Origin of the sequence: Paenarthrobacter nitroguajacolicus (assembly GCF_051027655.1) — a bacterium.
Taxonomy (GTDB): domain Bacteria; phylum Actinomycetota; class Actinomycetes; order Actinomycetales; family Micrococcaceae; genus Arthrobacter; species Arthrobacter nitroguajacolicus.
Genome location: NZ_CP073234.1, coordinates 4,121,570 through 4,141,996 on the forward strand (window position 1 = coordinate 4,121,570; position 20,427 = coordinate 4,141,996).

The 20,427-nt window shown below is 63.0% G+C and carries 23 protein-coding genes; 12 read left to right on the plus strand and 11 right to left on the minus strand.

Annotation, left to right across the window (positions count from 1 at the left end):
* A complete protein-coding gene (locus KCX59_RS19420) occupies positions 1-642 on the minus strand; it encodes a LysE family translocator (RefSeq protein ID WP_178995876.1) in 642 nt (213 codons plus the stop codon).
* Positions 643-803: 161 nt separating this feature from the next.
* Here KCX59_RS19420 and KCX59_RS19425 point away from each other — a divergent pair, with 161 nt between their 5' ends.
* Together KCX59_RS19425 and KCX59_RS19430 are read left to right on the plus strand one after the other, a co-directional pair.
* Positions 804-2,216, plus strand: a complete 1,413-nt coding sequence (locus tag KCX59_RS19425; protein WP_179017816.1) for an aldehyde dehydrogenase family protein — start codon at positions 804-806, stop codon at positions 2,214-2,216.
* Positions 2,217-2,360: 144 nt separating this feature from the next.
* Positions 2,361-3,218, plus strand: a complete 858-nt coding sequence (locus KCX59_RS19430; RefSeq protein WP_179017739.1) for a prephenate dehydratase — start codon at positions 2,361-2,363, stop codon at positions 3,216-3,218.
* Here KCX59_RS19430 and KCX59_RS19435 read toward each other — a convergent pair whose 3' ends face one another.
* The 6 genes from KCX59_RS19435 to KCX59_RS19460 all read right to left on the minus strand — a co-directional run bounded on the left by KCX59_RS19435 (position 3,219) and on the right by KCX59_RS19460 (position 8,016).
* Complete coding sequence (locus tag KCX59_RS19435) at positions 3,219-3,641, minus strand: low molecular weight phosphatase family protein (RefSeq protein WP_179017740.1); 423 nt, start codon at positions 3,639-3,641, stop codon at positions 3,219-3,221. It abuts the gene before it with no gap.
* Positions 3,638-4,297, minus strand: coding sequence for an arsenate reductase ArsC (locus tag KCX59_RS19440; RefSeq protein ID WP_179017741.1), 660 nt, complete (start codon positions 4,295-4,297; stop codon positions 3,638-3,640). Before KCX59_RS19440 ends, KCX59_RS19435 begins: the two co-directional genes overlap by 4 nt.
* Before the next feature lie 39 nt (positions 4,298-4,336).
* Positions 4,337-5,725, minus strand: a complete 1,389-nt coding sequence (locus tag KCX59_RS19445) for an NAD(P)-binding domain-containing protein (protein ID WP_179017742.1) — start codon at positions 5,723-5,725, stop codon at positions 4,337-4,339.
* 51 nt (positions 5,726-5,776) lie between these two features.
* On the minus strand, positions 5,777-6,754 hold the full coding sequence (gene trxB, locus KCX59_RS19450) for a thioredoxin-disulfide reductase (RefSeq protein WP_179017743.1): 978 nt from the start codon (positions 6,752-6,754) through the stop codon (positions 5,777-5,779).
* Between the two features lie 23 nt (positions 6,755-6,777).
* Positions 6,778-7,200 carry an arsenate reductase ArsC gene (locus tag KCX59_RS19455; protein WP_178995866.1) on the minus strand — a complete coding sequence of 141 codons (423 nt, stop codon included), beginning with the start codon at positions 7,198-7,200 and terminating at the stop codon, positions 6,778-6,780.
* Positions 7,201-7,341: 141 nt separating this feature from the next.
* Positions 7,342-8,016, minus strand: a complete 675-nt coding sequence (locus tag KCX59_RS19460; protein WP_179017744.1) for a metalloregulator ArsR/SmtB family transcription factor — start codon at positions 8,014-8,016, stop codon at positions 7,342-7,344.
* Positions 8,017-8,062: 46 nt separating this feature from the next.
* On the opposite strand from KCX59_RS19460, the gene KCX59_RS19465 reads away from it, so the two are divergent.
* A complete protein-coding gene (locus tag KCX59_RS19465) occupies positions 8,063-8,803 on the plus strand; it encodes an aquaporin (RefSeq protein WP_179017817.1) in 741 nt (246 codons plus the stop codon).
* 137 nt (positions 8,804-8,940) lie between these two features.
* Here KCX59_RS19465 and KCX59_RS19470 read toward each other — a convergent pair whose 3' ends face one another.
* Positions 8,941-9,306 (minus strand): cupin domain-containing protein, encoded by a 366-nt coding sequence (locus KCX59_RS19470; protein ID WP_178995860.1) that lies wholly within the window; start codon positions 9,304-9,306, stop codon positions 8,941-8,943.
* 305 nt (positions 9,307-9,611) lie between these two features.
* On the opposite strand from KCX59_RS19470, the gene KCX59_RS19475 reads away from it, so the two are divergent.
* Positions 9,612-9,962, plus strand: coding sequence for an ArsR/SmtB family transcription factor (locus KCX59_RS19475; RefSeq protein ID WP_178995859.1), 351 nt, complete (start codon positions 9,612-9,614; stop codon positions 9,960-9,962).
* Positions 9,959-10,468, plus strand: coding sequence for a GNAT family N-acetyltransferase (locus tag KCX59_RS19480; protein WP_179017745.1), 510 nt, complete (start codon positions 9,959-9,961; stop codon positions 10,466-10,468). Before KCX59_RS19475 ends, KCX59_RS19480 begins: the two co-directional genes overlap by 4 nt.
* A 3-nt stretch (positions 10,469-10,471) precedes the next feature.
* On the opposite strand, the gene KCX59_RS19485 is transcribed toward KCX59_RS19480, so the two are convergent.
* Positions 10,472-12,646 carry an MMPL family transporter gene (locus tag KCX59_RS19485; RefSeq protein ID WP_179017746.1) on the minus strand — a complete coding sequence of 725 codons (2,175 nt, stop codon included), beginning with the start codon at positions 12,644-12,646 and terminating at the stop codon, positions 10,472-10,474.
* Positions 12,647-12,812: 166 nt separating this feature from the next.
* Here KCX59_RS19485 and KCX59_RS19490 point away from each other — a divergent pair, with 166 nt between their 5' ends.
* The 5 genes from KCX59_RS19490 (at position 12,813) to KCX59_RS19510 (ending at position 16,938) form a co-directional block, all read left to right on the plus strand.
* Positions 12,813-13,352: a MarR family winged helix-turn-helix transcriptional regulator gene (locus KCX59_RS19490; RefSeq protein WP_179017747.1), complete on the plus strand. Its 540-nt coding sequence runs from the start codon at positions 12,813-12,815 to the stop codon at positions 13,350-13,352.
* Between the two features lie 69 nt (positions 13,353-13,421).
* A complete protein-coding gene (locus KCX59_RS19495) occupies positions 13,422-14,237 on the plus strand; it encodes a methyltransferase domain-containing protein (RefSeq protein ID WP_179017748.1) in 816 nt (271 codons plus the stop codon).
* A gap of 100 nt (positions 14,238-14,337) precedes the next feature.
* Entirely contained in the window at positions 14,338-14,712 is a 375-nt protein-coding gene (locus KCX59_RS19500) for a YciI family protein (protein WP_178995854.1), read from the plus strand.
* A 66-nt stretch (positions 14,713-14,778) separates the two neighbouring features.
* Complete coding sequence (locus KCX59_RS19505) at positions 14,779-15,936, plus strand: RNA polymerase sigma factor (RefSeq protein ID WP_434122536.1); 1,158 nt, start codon at positions 14,779-14,781, stop codon at positions 15,934-15,936.
* Positions 15,937-15,954: 18 nt separating this feature from the next.
* Positions 15,955-16,938: an aldo/keto reductase gene (locus KCX59_RS19510; protein ID WP_179017749.1), complete on the plus strand. Its 984-nt coding sequence runs from the start codon at positions 15,955-15,957 to the stop codon at positions 16,936-16,938.
* A 29-nt stretch (positions 16,939-16,967) separates the two neighbouring features.
* On the opposite strand, the gene KCX59_RS19515 is transcribed toward KCX59_RS19510, so the two are convergent.
* The gene (locus KCX59_RS19515; protein WP_179017750.1) at positions 16,968-18,041 is read right to left on the minus strand and encodes a DNA polymerase IV; all 1,074 of its coding nucleotides are present in this window, start codon (positions 18,039-18,041) and stop codon (positions 16,968-16,970) included.
* Between the two features lie 171 nt (positions 18,042-18,212).
* On the opposite strand from KCX59_RS19515, the gene KCX59_RS19520 reads away from it, so the two are divergent.
* Together KCX59_RS19520 and KCX59_RS19525 are read left to right on the plus strand one after the other, a co-directional pair.
* Entirely contained in the window at positions 18,213-18,836 is a 624-nt protein-coding gene (locus KCX59_RS19520) for a LysE family transporter (protein WP_091469911.1), read from the plus strand.
* 57 nt (positions 18,837-18,893) lie between these two features.
* Positions 18,894-19,250: a hypothetical protein gene (locus KCX59_RS19525; RefSeq protein ID WP_179017751.1), complete on the plus strand. Its 357-nt coding sequence runs from the start codon at positions 18,894-18,896 to the stop codon at positions 19,248-19,250.
* Positions 19,251-19,261: 11 nt separating this feature from the next.
* Here KCX59_RS19525 and KCX59_RS19530 read toward each other — a convergent pair whose 3' ends face one another.
* Positions 19,262-20,305, minus strand: coding sequence for a LacI family DNA-binding transcriptional regulator (locus tag KCX59_RS19530; protein ID WP_179017752.1), 1,044 nt, complete (start codon positions 20,303-20,305; stop codon positions 19,262-19,264).
* Positions 20,306-20,427 lie beyond the last annotated feature (122 nt).

Genomic DNA, 20,427 nt, shown 5'->3' on the forward strand with positions numbered 1-20,427 from the left:
CTAACTAGTGGCGCCGGACGCCACCACGCCCACGCCCAGCCCGGCGATCACACCGCTGCTGACACGCTCGACGACGATACTCACCTTGGGGCGCTTGAGCCACCGCATCGCTTTGAACGCGACGACGGCGATCATCGAAAGATACGCGAAAGCGATGCCGGCAACGACGACGCCCAAGATCAGGGACGTGCCCATGGTATCGCCGCCGTGCGGGATGAACTGCGGGACCACGGCCAGGTAGAACAGGCCAACCTTGGGGTTGAGCAGCGTAGACAGTGCCCCTGCCCCCAGCGCGGAAAGCCTGCTGTACGGGAGGGGCGCCTCCGGTGCAGAACCGTCGGCACCTGCTTTTGCCGCTTTCCGGGACTTGATGAATGAAGAGACGCCCAAGTACAGCAAGTACAGGCCGCCGGCGATCTTGACCCAACGGAACAATTCCGCGGACTGCTCCAGGATGGCGGCCAGACCGACGCCCACCAACGCAGCCCAGGCAATCGCACCAACGGCAGACCCGGCGGCCGCAGCGATTCCAGCGCTGGGACGGTTCAACGCAATGCGCAGAACCAGGAACGTGTCCGGTCCAGGCGTCACGGACAAGACCAGGCAGAGGCCGGCGAAGGCGGCGAGGGATGCAAGAGTCACAAGCTCGATTATCAGGCACAGGGCGCTCAACGGAAAGCGTTCGCTTCCCGTCAATGGCTGTTCGTGCATCGACAAGGCCCAGCTGCGTGACGCCGACCACACTGGAAACATCGCCGCGTGCCTCACTGGCCGCCAAGAATTACTACCCGAGCGGAGTACCAATGGAGACTTACGACGCCCTGCTGGCCTCGATCACCCCAGCCGACGGCCAGAACAGCCGCACCATCCTCGACCCCGCCACAGGTGAGGCCGTAGGCCAGGCCCCTGTTCACACCGTCGAAGACCTCGAATCCGCCATCACCGCCGCCACCGCAGCGCAACCCGCGTGGGCTGCCTTGGGCCACGACGCCCGGTCCGCGGCGCTCATGAAGGCCGCCGACGCCGTCGAACGTTCCGCCGAAGAACTGGCCCACCTGCTCTCCCGAGAGCAAGGCAAGCCATTGAACGGCCCCAACGCCCGTTTCGAAGTAGGCGCGTGCGCCGCCTGGCTCCGGGCCACCGCCGCCACGCCGTTGGATCCTGAAACCGTGGTGGACGATGGCGAAACCCATGCCGAACTGCACTACCGTCCCATCGGCGTCGTGGGTGCCATTGGCCCGTGGAACTGGCCGATGATGATCACCGTCTGGCAGATCGCGCCCGCCCTGCGCATGGGTAACGCCGTGGTGGTCAAGCCCTCCGAGTACACCCCGCTCTCCGTGCTGGCACTCGCCTCAATCATCAACCAGGAACTGCCCGATGGCTTGCTGTCCGTGGTCTCCGGCGGCCGCGACGTCGGCGCCCGGCTTGCTGAGCACCCATCCATCGGCAAGGTCATGTTCACCGGCTCCACCGCCACGGGCAAGGCGATCATTCGATCCTCGGCCGATACCGTCAAACGCCTCACGCTGGAGCTTGGCGGCAACGACGCCGGCATCGTCCTCCCTGATTCCGATCCCAAGGCAATTGCCGAGGGGCTGTTCTGGGGTGCGTTCATCAACACCGGCCAAACCTGCGCGGCACTGAAACGCCTGTACGTCCACGAATCCCAGTACGACGCCGTGTGCTCCGAACTTGTCGCCGTGGCTCAGGCCATGCCCATGGGTAACGGCCTGGATGAGAACAACGTTCTGGGCCCACTGCAGAACCGGCAGCAATACGACATCGTGGCCAGCCTGGTGGAAGCCGCCAAGGAATCCGGCGCACGGGTGCTGCTCGGCGGCAACCCCGACGCCAATCAGCCAGGCAACTTCTACCCCACCACCCTGGTGGCCGACATCGACAACGATAACCCGTTGGTCGCCGAGGAACAGTTCGGCCCGGCCCTGCCGATCATCAAGTACAGCACCGTTGATGAGGCAGTCGCCAAAGCGAACGCGCTCGACGTCGGACTCGGCGCCTCAGTCTGGTCCTCCGACGTAGCTGCCGCCCGCGAAGTCGCCTCACGCATCCAGGCCGGAACCGTGTGGATCAACAAGCACGGGGCTGTGGATCCGCGTATTCCGTTCGGTGGCGCGAAGCAGTCCGGCTACGGCTTGGAGTTCGGCGCCGAGGGCCTCAAAGCCCTAGGCGTCCCGCAGGTCATCAACGGCTAACCCCCGGGTGCGCCCACCCAACTAGGGGACAGATAACGTCGCAATGAGCCCTCATAGGAACGTTATCTGTCCCCCAGTTGGGTTTCCAGTCACAGGGTGGACGCGGTTGGGTTGCCGGGGGCTCCGCGTGTAACCATGAGCACCATGTCCCAGAAGATTGCGTACCAAGGTGAGCCGGGAGCCAATTCGGATCTCGCGTGCAAGGAAATGTTCCCCGAACTCGAAAGCGTTCCATGTGCGAGCTTTGAGGACGCGTTTGAACTCGTGTCCACGGGCGAAGTCGATCTGGCCATGATCCCCATTGAGAACTCCATCGCCGGCCGCGTGGCCGATATCCACGTCCTCCTTCCCCAGTCCAAGCTGCAGATCGTGGGCGAGTATTTCCTGCCTATTCGTTTCGACCTGTTGGGAATTCCGGGGAGCACCATTGAGGGTGCCACTGAAGTGCACAGCCACATCCACGCGCTGGGACAATGCCGGAAAATTATCCGTGAAGCTGGCCTCAAGCCCGTCATCGCGGGTGACACGGCCGGGTCAGCCCGCGAGGTCCGGGACTGGAACGATCCCCGCAAACTGTCCCTCGCACCGCCGCTCGCCGCTCGCCTGTACGGCCTTGAAGTCTTGGCCTCCGGTGTCGAAGACGACCCCACCAACACCACACGCTTTGTGGTTCTGGCGCGTGAGCGAGAGCTTCCCAGCAAGGAAGAATTGCCCGGTCCTGCGATCACCAGCTTCGTGTTCCGCGTCCGTAACGTTCCGTCCGCCCTTTACAAAGCCCTCGGCGGTTTCGCGACCAACGGGCTCAACATGACCCGGTTGGAAAGCTACATGGTGGGCAACGAGTTCGCGGCCACCATGTTCATCTCGGACGTCGAGGGCCACCCCCAGGATGCCCGCCTCCGCCGCGCCTTGGAGGAACTGGAATTCTTCACCACAGAAGTCCGCGTCCTCGGCGTCTACGCCGCCGATGCCTACCGTGAGCGGAACACCGTCAGCGTGTAGCTACTGTCCGCTGATGGCAAGTTCCCCATACAGCTTCTGAACCCGCGCGCTGATGTCATCCCTGACAAGGCGCATGCGCTCCATGCCCTCGATGCCGCGCTCCGAGGGCTCATCCGTCTCCCACACTTCAAACAGTTTCCCGGCGGGCGGATCGAGCTTGGCTTCCGTACCCAGAACCACGACGGCGTCAACGAGGCTCAGGACCTCGTCGGTAACAGGCTTGGGGTACTCCCCGGTGACGTCAATGCCCACTTCGGCCAAGGATTCCACGGCTTGCCCGTTCAGGGAACCGCCCGGCTTGGTGCCTGCGGAAAACACAGTCACGCGATCGCCGGCGAGCTCGCGCATAAGGCCAGCGGCAAGCTGCGATTTGCCCCCGTTTTTGCTGCAGACAAACAGGACGGCGGGGTGCTTCAGGGTCATGAGCGTGTTCCTTCTTTCGTGAGGGACGCCACCAATGTCTTGATGCGTTGGTGGATTTCGTCGCGGATTTCGCGGACGGTGTCAATGGACTGGCCGGCGGGGTCCGTGAGTTCCCAGTCTTCGTAGCGCTTGCCCGGGTAGATCGGGCAGGAGTCCCCACACCCCATGGTGATGACCACATCCGAGGCCCGCACAACATCGTCCGTGAGTGGCTTGGGGTAGTCCTTGCCCAAGTCCAGGCCCATTTCACCCATGACAGCCACCACCGTTGCGTCCAGCTCCGAGGCGGGCATGGAACCCGCTGAACGGACCCGGATCTTTCCTTTGGACTCGACGTGGAGAAGCGCCGCGGCCATCTGGGACCGGCCCGCGTTCTGCACGCACACGAAGAGCACCTCCGGAACATCGGAAACCACGGCGTTCTTGGACTTGGCCAGCGCAGCGAGCCTGTCGTTGGCGAAGTGTTCGGTAGTAGCGGGCAAGTAGGCGCTGATCTTCGCCGTCCGTGCCAGGGCGGTGTAGGACTCAAAGACGTAGCGCTCCACCGTTTCAGGGGCGAAGACGCCGCTGAAACGGTGGGCAAGGCGGTCGCTGATCCGGTGCAGGACTTCGGTGTTGTCCCGCAGTCCAAGCACTGTTTCGTGGTGGTCCGTCATGGCAGTTCTCCCGTGGGTGTGTCCGGCTGGTTGAGGTGGTCAGTTGGCGCCGGAGCGGCCATGAGCCAGCCCGGTGGGGATGCCGATCAGTACAGGTTCCGGGGTACCGCAGCAGCCACTGGCCTCTTCGATCCCTTCCGCCGCGGAGGAGGCGGCAGGAACATCGCAGCTGGTGCCTGCACCGGAAGAGCAAACACCGGTTTCCGGCAGCTCAAGGTGCACCGTATCCGCTGCCACGTGGTCCCCGGCCAGTGCCGCAGCCACGGATCGGACCTGCTCGTAGCCGGTGGCCAACAGGAAGGTGGGTGCACGGCCGTACGACTTCATGCCGACGATGTAGAAGTCTTTCTCCGGGTGGGCGAGGACCTTCGCGCCGTGCGGCGGGACCGTGCCGCAAGAGTGGAATTCGGGATCGATCAGCGGCCCCAATTCCATAGGGGCTTCAACAGCAGGGTCCAGGTTGAGGCGCAGTTCGCGGAGCATCTCAAGATCGGGTCGGAAGCCTGTACAAGGCACGACGACGTCCGTCACCACAGCGCGACCGTCACCGGAGGTGACGGTGACGCCGCCTTCGGACTCAGTCAGCGAGCTGATACCGAAGCCCGCGTGCAGCTGAATTCGGCCGTCTTCGACCAGCCGACGGAGGCGGGATCCCAGCATTCCGCGCGCGGGCAATCCGTCAGCATCTCCCCCGCCGTACACCTTCTCTGCCGAAGCACCACGCACGGCCCAGAGGATCCTTGTTTCCGGCTCCTCCTTGGCTAGGTCCGCAAGGTTGATCAGAGTATTGGCTGCTGAGTGTCCAGCGCCGACCACCAGGACGCGGCGGCCCGCGAAAGCGGCCCGGTCCCGGCCAACAACATCCGGCAGGGGTGAGGAGACCCGGTGTGCTGCCTTCAACTCGCCGATGGCGGGCAACCCTGAAGTCCCTAGGGGGTTGCGGGTTGACCAAGTACCTGAGGCATCGATGACAGCTGCCACAACATGGTCGCGGACTTCGCCCGAAGTGTGCTCGACCCGAACGATAAACGGAGTGGTGTCACGGCTGCGCGTATGGGTCTTGTCCATGCCCTGCCGGGTCACGGCGAGGACGCGGGATCCAGTTTGGAGCCGGGACGACATCTCCGGCGTTGCAGCCAGCGGTGCCAGATACTGATCGATGAGTTCCCCGCCGTACGGCAGCGCTGTCAGGCGGGGCGATTCCCAACCGGTGGGCTCGAGCAACCGGAGGGCGGCGTCGTCGAGGTTAAACCGCCACGGGGAGAACAGACGGATGTGGCGCCACTGCTCAATGGCAGCGCCGGCGGTGGCACCCGATTCGAAGACCACCGGTTCCAACCCGCGTTCCAGCAGGTGGGCCGCAGCGGCCAGGCCGATGGGGCCTGCGCCGATCACGGCGACGGGAAGGCTCTTCTTGTCTGCATCCATGGGTTGTCCATTCCTCCGTACTAGGGGGCCTCACGTCGGCCTTGGTAAAGCTCAGAAGTGGGTTGGCTCTTCCACCAGAGCCGTGGCAATGCTGTCCGCGTCATCCAGTGCGGCCAAGTAGCGTTCTGCGTCCAATGCGGCAGCACATCCAGTCCCTGCTGCGGTGATGGCCTGGCGGTACCGGTGATCCACCGCGTCGCCGCACGCGAAGACGCCGGAAAGGTTGGTGACCGTGGTGGGCGAGTCCACCTTGATGTAGCCCTCGTCGTCCAGATCGACCTGGCCGGCTACGAGTTCCGTACGTGGCAAGTGACCGATGGCCACGAAGATCCCGGTGGCAGCCTGCTCACGGGTTTCGCCGGTGCGGGTATCAGTGAGGGTCACTCCGGTGACTTTGGTATCTCCGTGGATTGCCGTGATGGCGGAGTTCCAGGCGAAGCTGATCTTTGGATTGTCCTTGGCACGCTGGGCCATGATGCGCGAAGCCCTCAGCTCATCCTTGCGCACCACCACTGTGACGGACTTTCCGAAGCGAGTCAGGAAGGTGGCTTCCTCCATGGCGGAGTCACCACCGCCCACAACGATGATGTCCTGTTCGCGGAAGAAGAAGCCGTCGCAGGTTGCGCACCAGGACACACCGTGTCCACTGAGCTTCTTCTCTTCCGGGAGGCCAAGCTCCTTGTAGGCAGATCCCGTCGCAAGAATCACTGCAGGTGCCCCGTGGGTCTCGCCGCCTCCGGTGACCACGCGCTTGAGGTGACCCTTCAGATCAACCTCAGTGACGTCGTCGAACACTATTCGCGCGCCGAACTTTTCGGCTTGTTCCTGTAGGCCGTCCATGAGCTCCGGGCCCTGGATGCCACCCGGGAAGCCGGGAAAGTTTTCCACTTCCGTGGTGTTCATGAGGGCGCCACCGGCGGTGACAGAACCGGCCAGAACCAGGGGGTTCAAACCGGCACGGGCGGCGTAGATCGCCGCCGTGTAGCCAGCAGGGCCGGACCCGATGATGATCAGTTGTTCGTTGCTCACGGGAGTCGCTCCTGACAGTTGGGTTACTTGGCCGCGGGGATCAGCGAGGCAATGAGGCCCTCGATGCGGGTCTTGATCTCGTCGCGGATGGGACGGACGGCGTCTACACCCTGGCCTGCGGGATCCTCAAGGACCCAGTCCTCGTAGCGCTTACCGGGGAAGTACGGGCACTCGTCGCCGCAGCCCATGGTGATGACAACGTCGGATTCCTTGACGGCCTCTGTGGTGAGGACCTTGGGGATCTCGGCGGACATATCGATGCCCAGTTCGGACATGGCTTCTACAGCGGCAGGGTTGACCTTGTCTGCGGGCTGCGAGCCGGCGGAACGGACCTCGATGGCACCTTCGGAGAGGGTGGTCAGGAAGGCAGCGGCCATCTGCGAGCGCCCGGCGTTGTGGACACAGACAAAAAGGACGGAGGGCTTCTTGAGGGTTTCGGTGCTCACTGGGGTTTCTCCTGGATCAGTTGGTGTTGGCGATTGGGTTAGGTGCCGTACCAATGCCGGGATGAATGATATTGATATTCATCGATGCATTGAGTATCGGCCTATAGATTGATGATTGTCAATATTAGAAAGATTGTAGGGCTAGGCGGCACGGAGGCGGGGGGCCAGATCATGGACGCGGCGTGAAATATCGGCAAACGCTTCCTCAAACGCCTGGTCACTGTTCAGGCGCAACGGATCCCGAACGGACCAGTGAATTCCGCGCAGTCCAGGGAGCTCCTCATGGGCGTTGTCACACACGGTTACTACCAGGTCTTCATCCCGCGCCACATGTTCGAGTTGGCGCGGCACAAAGCTACCAAGGTCCACTCCATGGCGGCGCGCGACATCCACCGCCCCTGGGGCGACGCGATCCGCGGGGTGGGTTCCCGCCGACGCCGAGGGAATGTCGCTGACCTGCCGCCAGAGTGCAGCGGCGAGCTGCGAGCGCGCACTATTGCGGGTGCAAACGAACAGGACGCGGTGCGCACCGTGCTCCCGACCGGGAACGAGCCCCTCCAGCGCGCCCGGCGCCAAGCGGAAGTAGCTGCGCCGCCGGTCCGCCTCCGAACGATGCCGCACAGCGAGGCCTGCTTCCTCCAAGGTTTTCAGGTGGTGGGACAGGAGATTGGAGGTCATTCCAAGCTCCGACTGCAACTCCGTGGGAGACAGGTCACCCAGCGTCAGCAGGTCCACAACCCGAAGCCGCGCAGGATCAGCCAGGGCCGCATATTTGGACACCCTTGCCTGAACCGCATCATTTTGCTCAATATTCATTGATTCAATTTTGACTGAAGTAGTTTCATCGGTCAAGCTGGTTGCCATGACCTCAAACCCTCCCCTGTTGTGGCGCCGCGCCCTCGCCGAAGCACTGGGTACCTGCCTGCTCGTCGCTATCGTGGTTGGCTCCGGAATCACTGCCCAGCAACTCTCCCCGAACGATATTGGCCTGCAGCTGCTCCAGAACAGCACAGCCACCGTGCTGGGCCTCACGGTACTGATACTCATCTTCGGACCAGTCAGCGGCGCACACTTCAACCCGGTGGTTTCCTTGGTGGACTGGGTGCTGGGCCGGCGCAGCGGTACGAGTCTGACCCTGCGTGAGGTTGGCACCTATGTTGCAGCGCAAACCGTGGGTGGGATCGCGGGTAGTGTTCTGGCGAACGCCATGTTTGAAGTGGGGACGTCGATCTCCACCAAGGACCGCGTCACCCCAGGTCATCTGCTCGCAGAGGTTGTGGCCACCGCCGGGCTCGTCCTGCTGATCTTTTCCTTGGCCGCCACCAAGCGTGGCTCCCTCGCCGCTCCCGCGGTGGGCGCCTACATCGGCGCCGCCTACTGGTTTACGTCCTCAACGTCCTTTGCTAATCCAGCGGTGACGGTGGGCCGGATCTTCAGTGACACGTTCGCGGGCATCGCACCCGGCTCGGCACCGGGATTCATCCTGATGCAATTGATTGGCGCGGGCGTGGGCCTGGGCCTGCTACTGATCCTTTTCCCATCATCCGCGCGCACTGCCGACGAGGTAGTTGTCCCCCACGCCGCGGACAAGCCCGTTTCCTAATTTGCGCTAATGCCATCCTTGCGTCGGCAAAGTCGCCCTTCGCCACAGATCAGGCGCACTTGGCCATTGCCGAACCCACCTCAGCTCACCCCTGCCCTAACGGACACCTGAACAGATAGCACCCATCGTCCTGTTTCCTAGCCCAACTCGCGGAGTTGGGCTGTCATATCACCACCAACATCGCCTGTGTTGACTGTTCCCTTCGGCTCAAAAAGTAAGGCCTGGACTTCGTTCTCAGCCTTGGGGCAGTGCTCGATTCCTCGAGGGACCACGTAGATGTCGTTCGGGCCGAGAACCACATCGCCGTCACGGAGCTGAATGGTGAGTTCGCCATTTATCACCATGAACAATTCGTCGGTGTCAGGGTGGGTGTGCCACACAAACTCGCCCTGAATCTTCACAACTTTTACATCGTAGTCATTGATGCTGGTCAATCTGTGCGGCTGCCAATACTCGGAGATGGCTCCAAGTGCAGCGTCAACGTTGAGTACGTGATGAGTCATGGACGGAACAACCTTACTTTTGAGGATCTTCTTGCCGCGGGAGGGGCACCCAAGCAGCCTAACGGGCGCCCACAGCGCGATCGGTCATTGACTCTCTCCCCGCGGTTCCACGTGCTAAGTTTCAGGATTCAGTCAGTGCAGTTTGGGGGACCGGCCTGTCCGCGACAGGCACCGTATCGCCCACGGCCATGAGAAGTCTGCCGCTCCCCTCGAAGCGAAAGAGCCCCACTTAGCAGACAAGTAGAGCCAGGACGTGAGCAGCCTAGATATATTGATGATTGTCAATGTTGAGGCATAATAAGTACATGACCGCACTGCCCACCCTCGAGCCCGCCACGACCCCTGCCCGCTGCGCCCCAACGGGAAGGCCTGTCTTGGGTGCCGAAGCAGCAAGGCAGAAGGCCTTGGTTTTCAAGGCTCTCGCTGATCCCAACCGGCTACGACTCCTCTCCATCGTCAAAGGGGAACCCTCCGGCGAATCGTGCGTCTGCGACCTCACGGAACCTCTGGGACTGGGCCAGCCAACAGTGTCGCACCACCTGAAAATCCTGGTTGACGCAGGGCTACTGCACCGGGAGAAGCGCGGAACGTGGGCCTACTACTCGTTGGTTCCCGGCGCCTTGGATGATGTATCCGGGATCCTGGCCAAGCTGTGACGGCGTCGCTCAGGGCCATGCGGCCTGGGGACTGGCCGGCGGTAAGGGAGATCTTCCAGGAAGGCATCGACACCGGCTTCGCCACATTCGAATCATCCGCACCCGAATGGGACGCCTTCAATAAGTCCAGATTGCCTGAGCACCGATTTGTGGCAGTCAGCAATGAGGACGCCATCCTGGGCTGGACTGCAGTCTCCCCCGTTTCCTCACGACCGGCCTACGCCGGCGTGGTTGAGCATTCCATTTACGTGGCCGGGGCGGCGAGGGGACAAGGCATCGGCGCCCGACTCCTGAAAGCGCTCGCCGCGTCCACCGAGGCGAAGGGAATCTGGACTATCCAGTCCAGCATCTTCCCGGAGAACGAGGCCAGCCTTCGGCTCCATCAGGCCAATGGTTTTGCCATCGTCGGGCGGCGGGATCGTATTGCTCGCGTGAGCACCGGACCCGCCGCCGGACAATGGCGCGACACCCTGCTGCTGGAGCGCCGCTCGCCGGTCATTGACTGACGATTACCGCCCCACCGACGCCTCTTCCTCCTCGCGCGGAGCGACCGGCGCCGACGAAGACTCACGGGCCAGCTTCCCCGGCCACCAGATCTTGCTGCCGATGTCGTAGGCAAGCGCGGGAACCAGCAGGGAGCGGACCAGCACCGTATCCAGCAGCACACCGAACGCCACAATAAACGCGAGCTGGACCAGGAACATGATGGGGATGACACCAAGGGCCGCGAACGTAGCGGCCAGGACCACGCCGGCAGAGGTAATGACACCGCCGGTAACAGCCAATCCCCGCAGGATTCCCGGACGTGTCCCATGCTTCAACGACTCTTCACGGACACGACTCATCAGGAAGATGTTGTAATCCACGCCAAGGGCTACCAGGAACACGAAGCCGAAAAGCGGCACGGTAGCGTCGGCGCCGGAGAATCCGAAGACTCCATTGAAGACCCACGCTGAGACACCCATCGCGGCACCGTACGAAAGCACCACGGAGAGCACCAGCAGCACCGGCGCCACCACGGATCGCAGCAGCAGCATCAAGATGAAGAGGATGACCACCAACACAATGGGAATGATGACCACCAGGTCGCGTTGCGCAGTGGTGTTGGTATCCAGCGCGGTCGCCGTGACTCCACCTACCAATGCATCGGCGTCGGCATCCTTAACAGCCACCCGCAGCGACTTCACCGCTTCTTCTGCTTCAATCGAATCTGCAGCCGAGTTCAACGTGGCGTTGATCAGAACCCTGCCATCGCGGACAGCCGGGTCAGCAGGAGTCCCGGGGGCGCCCGTGATCGGGACATTACCGTCGGCCAATAGATACGCGTCGCCCACGCCGGCGGCCGCTTTGACCTTCTCCAGCACCTGCTGCGCGGCACCTTCGGAAGCGACCACGACGGCGGGGCTGCCGCTGCCGGCGTCGAAGTGGCGCGCCAGCGCTTCCTGGCCGTCGACGGCGTCGGAAGCAGAGAGAATGACGTCCGTTTGCGGAACGCCGTTAGCTTTCAATTGCATCAAGCCGGTCGAAGCGGCAAGCAGCAGCAGGACCGAAGCCACCCACACGACGCGCGGCCGCTTGGAGACCAGCCGACCCGTGGCGCGCCACAGACCCTTTTGCCCCTCAAGTCCGGTGACAATCTCAGGTTCGCGTTCGTCGTCGGGCAGCAGCTTGGGCCGGAAGGGCCAGAAGGCGGCCCGCCCAAGCAAAGCCATCAACGCGGGCAGAAGTGTGAGCGCGGCGAACAGGGAGCAGAGGATACCGGCAGCCGCCACAGGACCCAGGGCCTTGTTGGAGTTCAGGTCCGAGAAGAGCAGGCAGAGCAGTGCGATGATCACGGTGGCACCAGAGGCAAGAATTGGTTCGAACGATGCCTTCCAAGCCGTGATGACCGCCTGCGTGCGGTTAGTGGTGTGGGTCAGGGCTTCACGGAACCTCGCAACATACAGCAGCGCGTAGTCGGTGGCCGCACCAATCACAAGAATTGAAAGGATGCCTTGGCTCTGGCCGTTCAGTTGGATCCAGCCGAGCTTGGCCATGCCGAACACCAGCAGAATCGCGGCACACAAGGCGAAGACCGAGGTGAACAGCACCGCCAGCGGCAGCACCACGGAGCGGTAAACCAGCAGCAGGATCACGAACACGGCACCAAGGGCCACCAACAGCAGAATGCCGTCGATCCCGCCGAACGCGTTAACGAGGTCGGCGGTCAGGCCGGCGGGCCCAGTGACGAACGCCTGCATTCCGTCCGGCGCGCCGGGCTGCACGACGTTGCGCAGCTCCTGGACTTTCTCCCGAAGCTCATCGGAAGACGCCATGGGAACAATAAACTGGACGGCTTTGCCGTCTTCAGACGGAATAGGCCCGACGACGGCGCTTCCCAGCTTGAGCGCCTCAATGTCGGCTTTCAGTTGGGCTGCTTCGCCCAGCTGAGCCGGGGTGAAGGCAGTGTCGTTCTCCACGATGACCACGGCCGGAATCTCTTCGGAGTCCCGGAACTTGGCCTGCCAGTCGCCAGCTTCCGTGGCTTCGGCACCGGCAGGAAGGAATGATGCCTGGTCGTTTGAGGAGACCTCCTCCAGTCGCCCAAAGGTGGGGCCGCCAATGCCTGCGATGCCGAGCCACGTAATGACCAGCACCACGGGCACCAGCCAGCGCAGCCAGAGCGGTACTTTCTGCGAGTTCATGAGTCCTTCTTCTCTGGGGATGCTTCAGGGGCTTTATTCCATCATAGATTATCTCTATGATGGAACTATTCCAAGAGCGTAGAGAAGCGAATACCGGAATCCCCTACAGCTGGGAGTAATATCCGGAAGGCAGTAAATACGAGACGACGCTGGCAGGAGGGCGGACATGTCGGACTCAACAATCCCACGCCCTGAGGCGAGCCGCCCGGAAACGGGCCCGGATACGAACCGCCCCGAGACCGCAGCTCCCCAGGAACTTGTGCGGCTCCTCCAGGACTTCACCCTCGAAGCCAACCACTACGTGGACGCCGCAGGTGGGCGGAACGACATGCACCGCACGGACTTGAACGCACTCGCCGTCATCATGCGCCACACGGCGGCGGGGAAAGTGGTCACACCTGGTGTTCTCCGCGCCGAACTCCGACTGAGTTCCCCCGCCACCACTGCGTTGGTTGATCGCCTGCATGCCTCGGGGCACGTAGTACGCGAACGTCTTGGCACCGACCGGCGGCAAGTCCAGTTGCAGATGACGCCCAAGGCGTACCGGGATGGCAGCGCCATGTTCATGCCGCTGGCTATGCGCATGGGCAAGGCCATGGCCGCTTACAGCCCCGAGGAACTGGAGCTTGTCACCCGGTTCATGACGGACATGGTGGAAGCCACCTTGGCAGCGCGCGAGGAAGCCACCCAACCCGAACCCAACTGAGTCGCATTTGTGCGCGTTTTGACCGCCCAAAACGCGCACAAATGCGACCCAGTTGGGTAGCGTTTCCCTATGAACGCGCAGCAGCCTGAAGATGTCTATACCCACGGGCACCACGAGTCGGTTGTCCGGGCCCACGCCTCACGGACGGTCGAGAATTCGGCCGCGTTCGTGATGCCCCATCTCACCCCTGGAACGTCAGTGCTCGACGTCGGGTGCGGACCAGGCAGTATCACCTGCGACTTCGCGGGGCTGGTTGCACCCGCCCAGGTAATCGGTTTGGACCGGTCAGCGGATATCGTCGCGCAAGCCACAGAGCTGGCAACCGACCGCGGCGTGGACAACGTGACCTTTCAGACCGGCAACATTTACGACCTCGACTTCGAGGACGAATCCTTCGACCTCGTCCACGCCCACCAAGTACTCCAGCACCTGACCGACCCCGTCGCCGCCCTCCGCGAGATGCGCCGGGTGGCCAAACCCGGTGCCATTGTTGCTGTCCGCGACGCCGATTTCCACGGCATGAGCTGGTACCCCGAAGTCCCCGAATTGGACGACTGGATGGAGCTCTACCAGAAGATCGCCCGGCGCAACGGAGCAGAACCCGACGCCGGCCGACGCCTGGTTTCGTGGGCTCAGCAAGCAGGTTTCACCCAGGTGGCGCCGACCAGCAGCAACTGGCTTTACGCCACCGCGCAGCAGCGCGCGTGGCAATCCCGGGTGTGGAGCGAACGCGTGCTGCACTCAGCCTTCGCCGAGCAGGCCCTGGAGTATGGATTCGCCAATGAGGCCGATCTCGCCAGGATCGCCGCAGGCTGGCACCGCTGGGGCGCTACCGATGACGGTTTCTTCCTCATTCCGAATGGTGAGGTCATAGCCCGCGCTTAATCCTCACAAAGAGTTTGCCCAACCATGTAGAAATGCCCGCCGCAGTTCCGACCCATGAGTGAAAGCACCCACAAAGGGCGCTCCTCATAAGGAGTTTGAGATGAAATACATGATCATGATGTTCGGATCGGCCGAGGGCATGATGGAGACCGCAGATCCAGCATGGATCCAGGAAATGATCGGATTCATGATTCAGATCGACAAGGACCTGACGGAGTCCGGCGAGATGGTGTTCAACGCAGGCCTGGCCGATGGCAGCACCGCGAAGCTCGTCAAGCAGACCCCCGACGGCGTCATCACCACGGACGGCCCGTACGCGGAGTCGAAGGAGTCGCTGGTGGGCTACTGGGTGGTTGACGTGGCCAGCGAGGAACGTGCCGTGGAGATCTGTTCAAGCATCGTGAAGTACGCGCAGGTGGTTGAGCTCCGGGCAGTTCAGCAAGCTCCGCCACAGGAAGCTCTGCCGGAGGTCTAACTGGGCTCCCCGCGGGATACGCGACTGGAGGACCTGCTGCGCACGCTGGCGCCGCAGGTCCTCGGCGTGCTGGCACGGACGCATGGACAGTTCGACGCTTGCGAGGATGCCGTCCAGGAAGCTCTCCTTGAGGCCGCCCTTCAGTGGCCCTCCGGGCTGCCGGACAATCCCAGGGCATGGTTGATGGCGGTCGCATCCCGCCGACTGGTGGATATGTGGCGCAGCGAAAGCGCCCGCCGGGCCCGTGAGGACCGAGTCGCGGGCATGAACGTTGATTTCTCCTACAGTTCCCTCCCGGAAGCCGACGACACCCTCATCCTGATGTTCCTCTGCTGCCACCCGGCGTTATCGGCACCGTCGCAACTCGCCTTGACGCTCCGGGCCGTCGGAGGACTCACGACGGCGGAAATCGCCTCGGCTTTCCTGGTCCCCGAAGCGACCATGGGACAACGCATCAGCCGCGCGAAACAAGGGATCCAAAAAGCGGGAGCCACGTTCAGCATGCCGCCGGCTTCCGAGCGCAAGGCAAGGCTCGGCGTCGTACTTCACGTCCTATACCTGATTTTCAACGAAGGCTACGCCGCAAGCTCGGGTCCGTCGCTGCACCGCGAGGAGCTCACCACTGAAGCCATCCGGGTTGCGCGCCTGCTGGTGGCTGTCGCACCGCGTGAGCTCGAGGCCGTGGGCCTGCTGGCCCTGATGCTGCTGACCGATTCCCGGCGCGCGGCGCGTGCGCTGCCAGACGGAACACCCGTCCCGTTGGCGGAACAGGACCGACGGCTCTGGAACCAGACGCAGATTGAAGAGGGTATCGCGCTGCTGTCCTCCGTCCTGGGCCGCGGGGCCGCCGGGCCGTATCAACTTCAGGCAGCCATTGCCGCTGTGCATGCGGAGGCCACCACCGATGAGGAGACTGACTGGCCGCAGATCCTCGCCCTGTACACCGTCCTTGAAGCCGTTGCGCCCAGTCCCGTGGTCACGCTGAACCGGGCGGTAGCTGTGGCCATGGTGCATGGACCGGCCGCCGGGCTGCAGCTGCTGGCAGGGTTGGATGGCGCGCTTGGCCGGACGCACCGCTTGGACGCCGTCAGGGGCCATTTACTGGAGATGTCGGGCTCCTATGTGGAGGCCCGCGCCGCGTACCTTTCCGCCGCCAAGAAGACCGGAAGCCTGCCGGAACGAAAGTACTTGATGGGAAAAGTAGCGCGGATGGACGAGCAATAACCCCATATAGTCGAAACCATGGAACAGCGCATACTTGGCAAGACCGGCCGGTCCGTCTCAACTGTCGGACTGGGGACGTGGCAACTCGGAGCCGACTGGGGTTCTGTCACCGAAGACGACGCCTTTGCCGTCCTGGAAGCTTCGGTGGAAGGCGGCGTCAACTTCTTCGACACGGCCGATGTGTACGGAGACGGCCGCAGCGAGCAGTTCATCGGACGCTTCCTCCGGGCACATCCGGACCTGGACCTCACTGTTGCCACCAAAATGGGCCGCCGCGTGGATCAGGTCCACGGGAACTACACCTTGGAGAACTTCCGGACGTGGACCGACCGTTCGCGGCGCAACCTGCAGCAGGACACCCTGGACCTCGTCCAATTGCACTGCCCTCCCACGTCCGTCTACAGCAGCGACGAAATCTACGACGCCCTGGACACATTGGTCAGCGAAGGCGCCATCCGCAACTACGGCGTCAGCGTCGAGCGTACGGATGAGGCCCTTGAGGCCATCAAGCGCGGGAACACCGCCTCCGTGCAGATCATCCTCAATGCCTTCCGTCTGAAGCCCCTCGACGAGGTGCTGCCCGCAGCGAAGGAAGCAGGCGTTGGCATTATTGCCAGGGTGCCGCTTGCCTCTGGTTTGCTGTCCGGGAAGTACACGCCGGACACCGAGTTCCCTGAGGACGACCACCGCAATTACAACCGCGACGGTTCTTCGTTCGACGTCGGCGAGACGTTCTCCGGCGTCGATTTCGCAACCGGTGTCAAAGCCGCCCAGGAGTTCAGCGGCTTAGTGCCCGACGGCGTCAGCACCGCACAAGCGGCCCTCGCCTGGGTCATCGCCCAGGACGGTGTCACTTCGGTCATTCCCGGTGCACGATCCGCTTCGCAGGCAGCCGCAAATGCCGAGGCCGGTGGGATGCAATCCGTCGGGGCAGGGTTGGCTGACGGCGTTCGGGATATCTATGACCGCTACTTCCGCGAAGCGATCCACCCGCGCTGGTAGCTGCCGGGCCGCCGTCGGGCGTTCTGCTGTTACCAGCCGCTGCGCGTCGGCGTATGTCCCTTTCGGGCTTCCTCGGGCATGGACATTTCGGCGCGCAATCCGAGGAGCCGGATGGGACGGTCCGGCTCCATTTTGGCGGTGAGGTCCAAGGCCTGCGTGAGGACTTCATCCCTGTCAAAAGTCTCGGGGATCTTCCTGGCGTAGGTCTTGGTAAAGAACGGTGCGTAGCGGACTTTCAGGGTCAGCCCGATCACCGGGCGTCCCTCCGCTGCGACGTCTCCCAGGACCTGCGACGTCAACTCCTTCACGGCGTCCTCGATTTGTGAGGGGTCGGTGAGATCCTGCTGATACGTGGTCTCCCGGCTGTGCCCGCGGGCGACCCACGGGGTGTCATCCACCTCGCTGGAACCTTCCCCGCGTCCCAACTGCGCGTACCAAGGTCCCATCTTGGGGCCGAATTCGGGGACGAGATCCTGGGGATCGCACGCGGCAAGCTCAGCCACCGTGGTGATCTGGTGTTTCGCCAGCCTTTGCGACACTTTGCTCCCGACACCCCACAGCTCCTTGGTGGGCTTTCCGCCCATGACGTCGAGCCAGTTGTCCTTTGTCAGCCTGTAGATGCCGGCAGGTTTGCCAAAATCCGTCGCATTCTTTGCACGGACCAAAGTGTCGCCGATGCCCACGCTGCAGTGCAGCCGGGATTGCTCCAGGACAGCGGCTTGGATCTGCTTGGCATAGGCTTCCGGGTCCTCGGTCTCGATGCCAACAAAGGCTTCGTCCCAGCCCAGCACTTGAACCGTGGCACCCGGCTGTGCGCGCAGGGTGGTCATCACCACGTCCGAAGCCGCCAGGTAGGCCTCTTGATCCACCGGCAGGATGATGGCGTCGGGCACTTTACGGGCTGCGATCCTCAGAGGCATCCCGGAGCCGACGCCGAAGGCCCTTGCTTCGTAGGACGCCGTGGAAACCACGGCCCTTTCCGTGGGGTCGCCCCGACCACCCACAATGATTGGTTTCCCCGCGAGCTCAGGCCGGCGGAGGACCTCGACAGCCGCAATGAACTGGTCGAGGTCTACGTGCAGTACCCACGGGATTCCGCTCACGGCACCAGTTTGCCCTATGGCCCGGGGCGGTGGCTGTACCTTCACCACCTTCTTTGAGCTACGTTGGCCGGGAAATCAACCAACTCCGGGTGCATTCCGCCTCGTAGGCCGTCAAAGTAGGTGGTGAAGGCGCGCGTCAGAAGAACCCACCTCACGGGCATAAGCTGAGATGTGCAGTTTTCACTTTGGCTGGCCCTGGTTGGTGCCGGCACCCTGATCAGTTTCACTCCCGGCGCCGGCGCCATCTTCACCATGAGCAACTCGCTCAATTCCGGCTTCCGGCGCTCCATCTGGGGCATCCTCGGGCAGCAGGTGGCCTTGGTCATCCATATCGTCATCGTTGCCCTGGGCGTCGGTGTGCTGGTTTCCAACTCACCCGTCATCTTCAATGTCATTCGCTATGCTGGCGCCGCGTATCTGGTGTACCTCGGGATCAGGCAGTTCCTGCGCAAGCCGGATTTAGACGAGGAAAAGGTCGACAGCCAAAAGAACGAGTCGGCCCTGTCCATGTTCCAGCGCGGCATCTGGGTGAACCTGCTGAACCCGAAAGCCATCGTGTTCTTCCTGGCGTTCATGCCGCAATTCATCCGGCCGGACCAGCCGCTTCTCCAGCAATATGCCGTGCTCACAGCTACTGTGCTGGTCATCGACATCATGGTGATGTGGTTCTTCTTCGCTTTCGCGGCGCGATCGTTCCAGCGGTTCACCCACGATCAACGCGGCCAGAAAGTACTCAACCGCGTCTTCGGCTGCCTGTTCGTACTCGTGGGCATCCTGCTCGCAGTCATTCACTAGTCGGCAAACCTGCCCCTGCGAGGCAACCCTGCCGACCCTGGTGCTACCGTCATGGGCATGGAGCCGGACTGGATCGAACACCGACGCGCGGACGACGGCGAGCACGTGGGTTGGATGAAGCCCATCGATGACGGGTTTGTTGCCGTGGATTTGCTGGGCCGCCCCCGGACCGACGTTGTGGACTGGTTGAGCGCCGAGGAAACTCTTGACGATCTCGGGCTGAGTTACCTCGCCGACCCTCACGAGTTATGGCTCGACGACGGCGGTTGGTTGCGCGTGCGGATAGCGGAAGTGACCCCGTCCGTGGTTCGAGTGAAGAAAGAGGACTGGGGCGACATGACAGCTCCCCAGATCTACTTCACGGTTTCGCTGCCCGTCACGGAGGACCAGCTTCGCCCCCTGACCCCTAGCTAGAAACGCTGCCCCTATCTAAAAGACGTAGATCCCCGCACCACCAGCGAGCTCTCGAGCGTCACATGCGATTCCTCCAGCGGCAGGCCTTCCATCAACCCCCGCAGCTGCTCCCCCGCTTTGCGTCCCAAGGGCGTCGCGGGCAGGTGGACGCTGGTGAGGCTGGGGTTGCTGGTGGCCGAGTAGGGCAGGTCATCGAAGCCTGCCACAGCCAGTTCCTCGGGGATGCGCACACCTTCAACCCGGGCTTCCTGCAGCACGCCATAGGCATGCGTATCGGTACCGCAGACGACGGCGGTGACCCCCTCGCGTTGCCACTCCGGCCAGGCAGCGGCGAACGCGGCGGCGGCAGCACCGACGTCGATCGGGGTGCTGATGACGTGCCCGTCAGCCACGGAAAGTCCGCTGGAGGCAGCCTCTGTCAGGAAGGCTTCGCGCCGCAATTGGAAGGTGGTTGTACCCGTCACGCCGTCCACGTAAGCGGCCCGGGTGTGTCCTGAAGCGGCCAAGTGCCGGGCCAGCTCGCGGGCACCTTGGGCGACATCGAGATTCACGGAAGGCGCGTAGGACTCAAGGCCCGGCGCGTCCAGCAGCACCAGCGGCCCCGCGGGTGACAGTTCCTCCAGGAACTCCGCACTGGGGGCACCTACCAGCAAGCCGGCAGGGCGGAGTGCCAAAAGTTTGCGGACGTCATCGGCCTGCGGTGATTCTCCGGCGTCGGTCACGGAGAGCAGCAGCTGGTATTCGGAACCCAGTGATTCCCGAACACCGGCGATGACGTTGGCAAAGAAGGGGTTGGAAACGTCCGGCGTCACCAGGATGACAATCGAGCTGACACCGCGGGCCAGGGAACTGCCAATGCTGTCCACCACATAGCCGAGTTCGGCGATGGCAGAACGGACCCGGGAAATGTTGTCCTCGGATACCCGCCCTTGCGTTTTACCGTTCGCCACCAGTGACACGGTCGCCGTCGAAACGCCTGCCCGGGCGGCCACCATCGCAGCCGTCACGCGAGGTGAGCGGGGCGCGCGGCCGTGGCGCCGATCCAGGGATTCCATGCATCGATCGTAGCGTTCATAAACCGCTCTGACCTGCGAGAAGGCATCAAGCGCTTGACGTAGCGAGCAAACGCCGAGCGTTAAGCGTTTGACGTACCCCGCAAAGCAGTGCCAGAATTCCC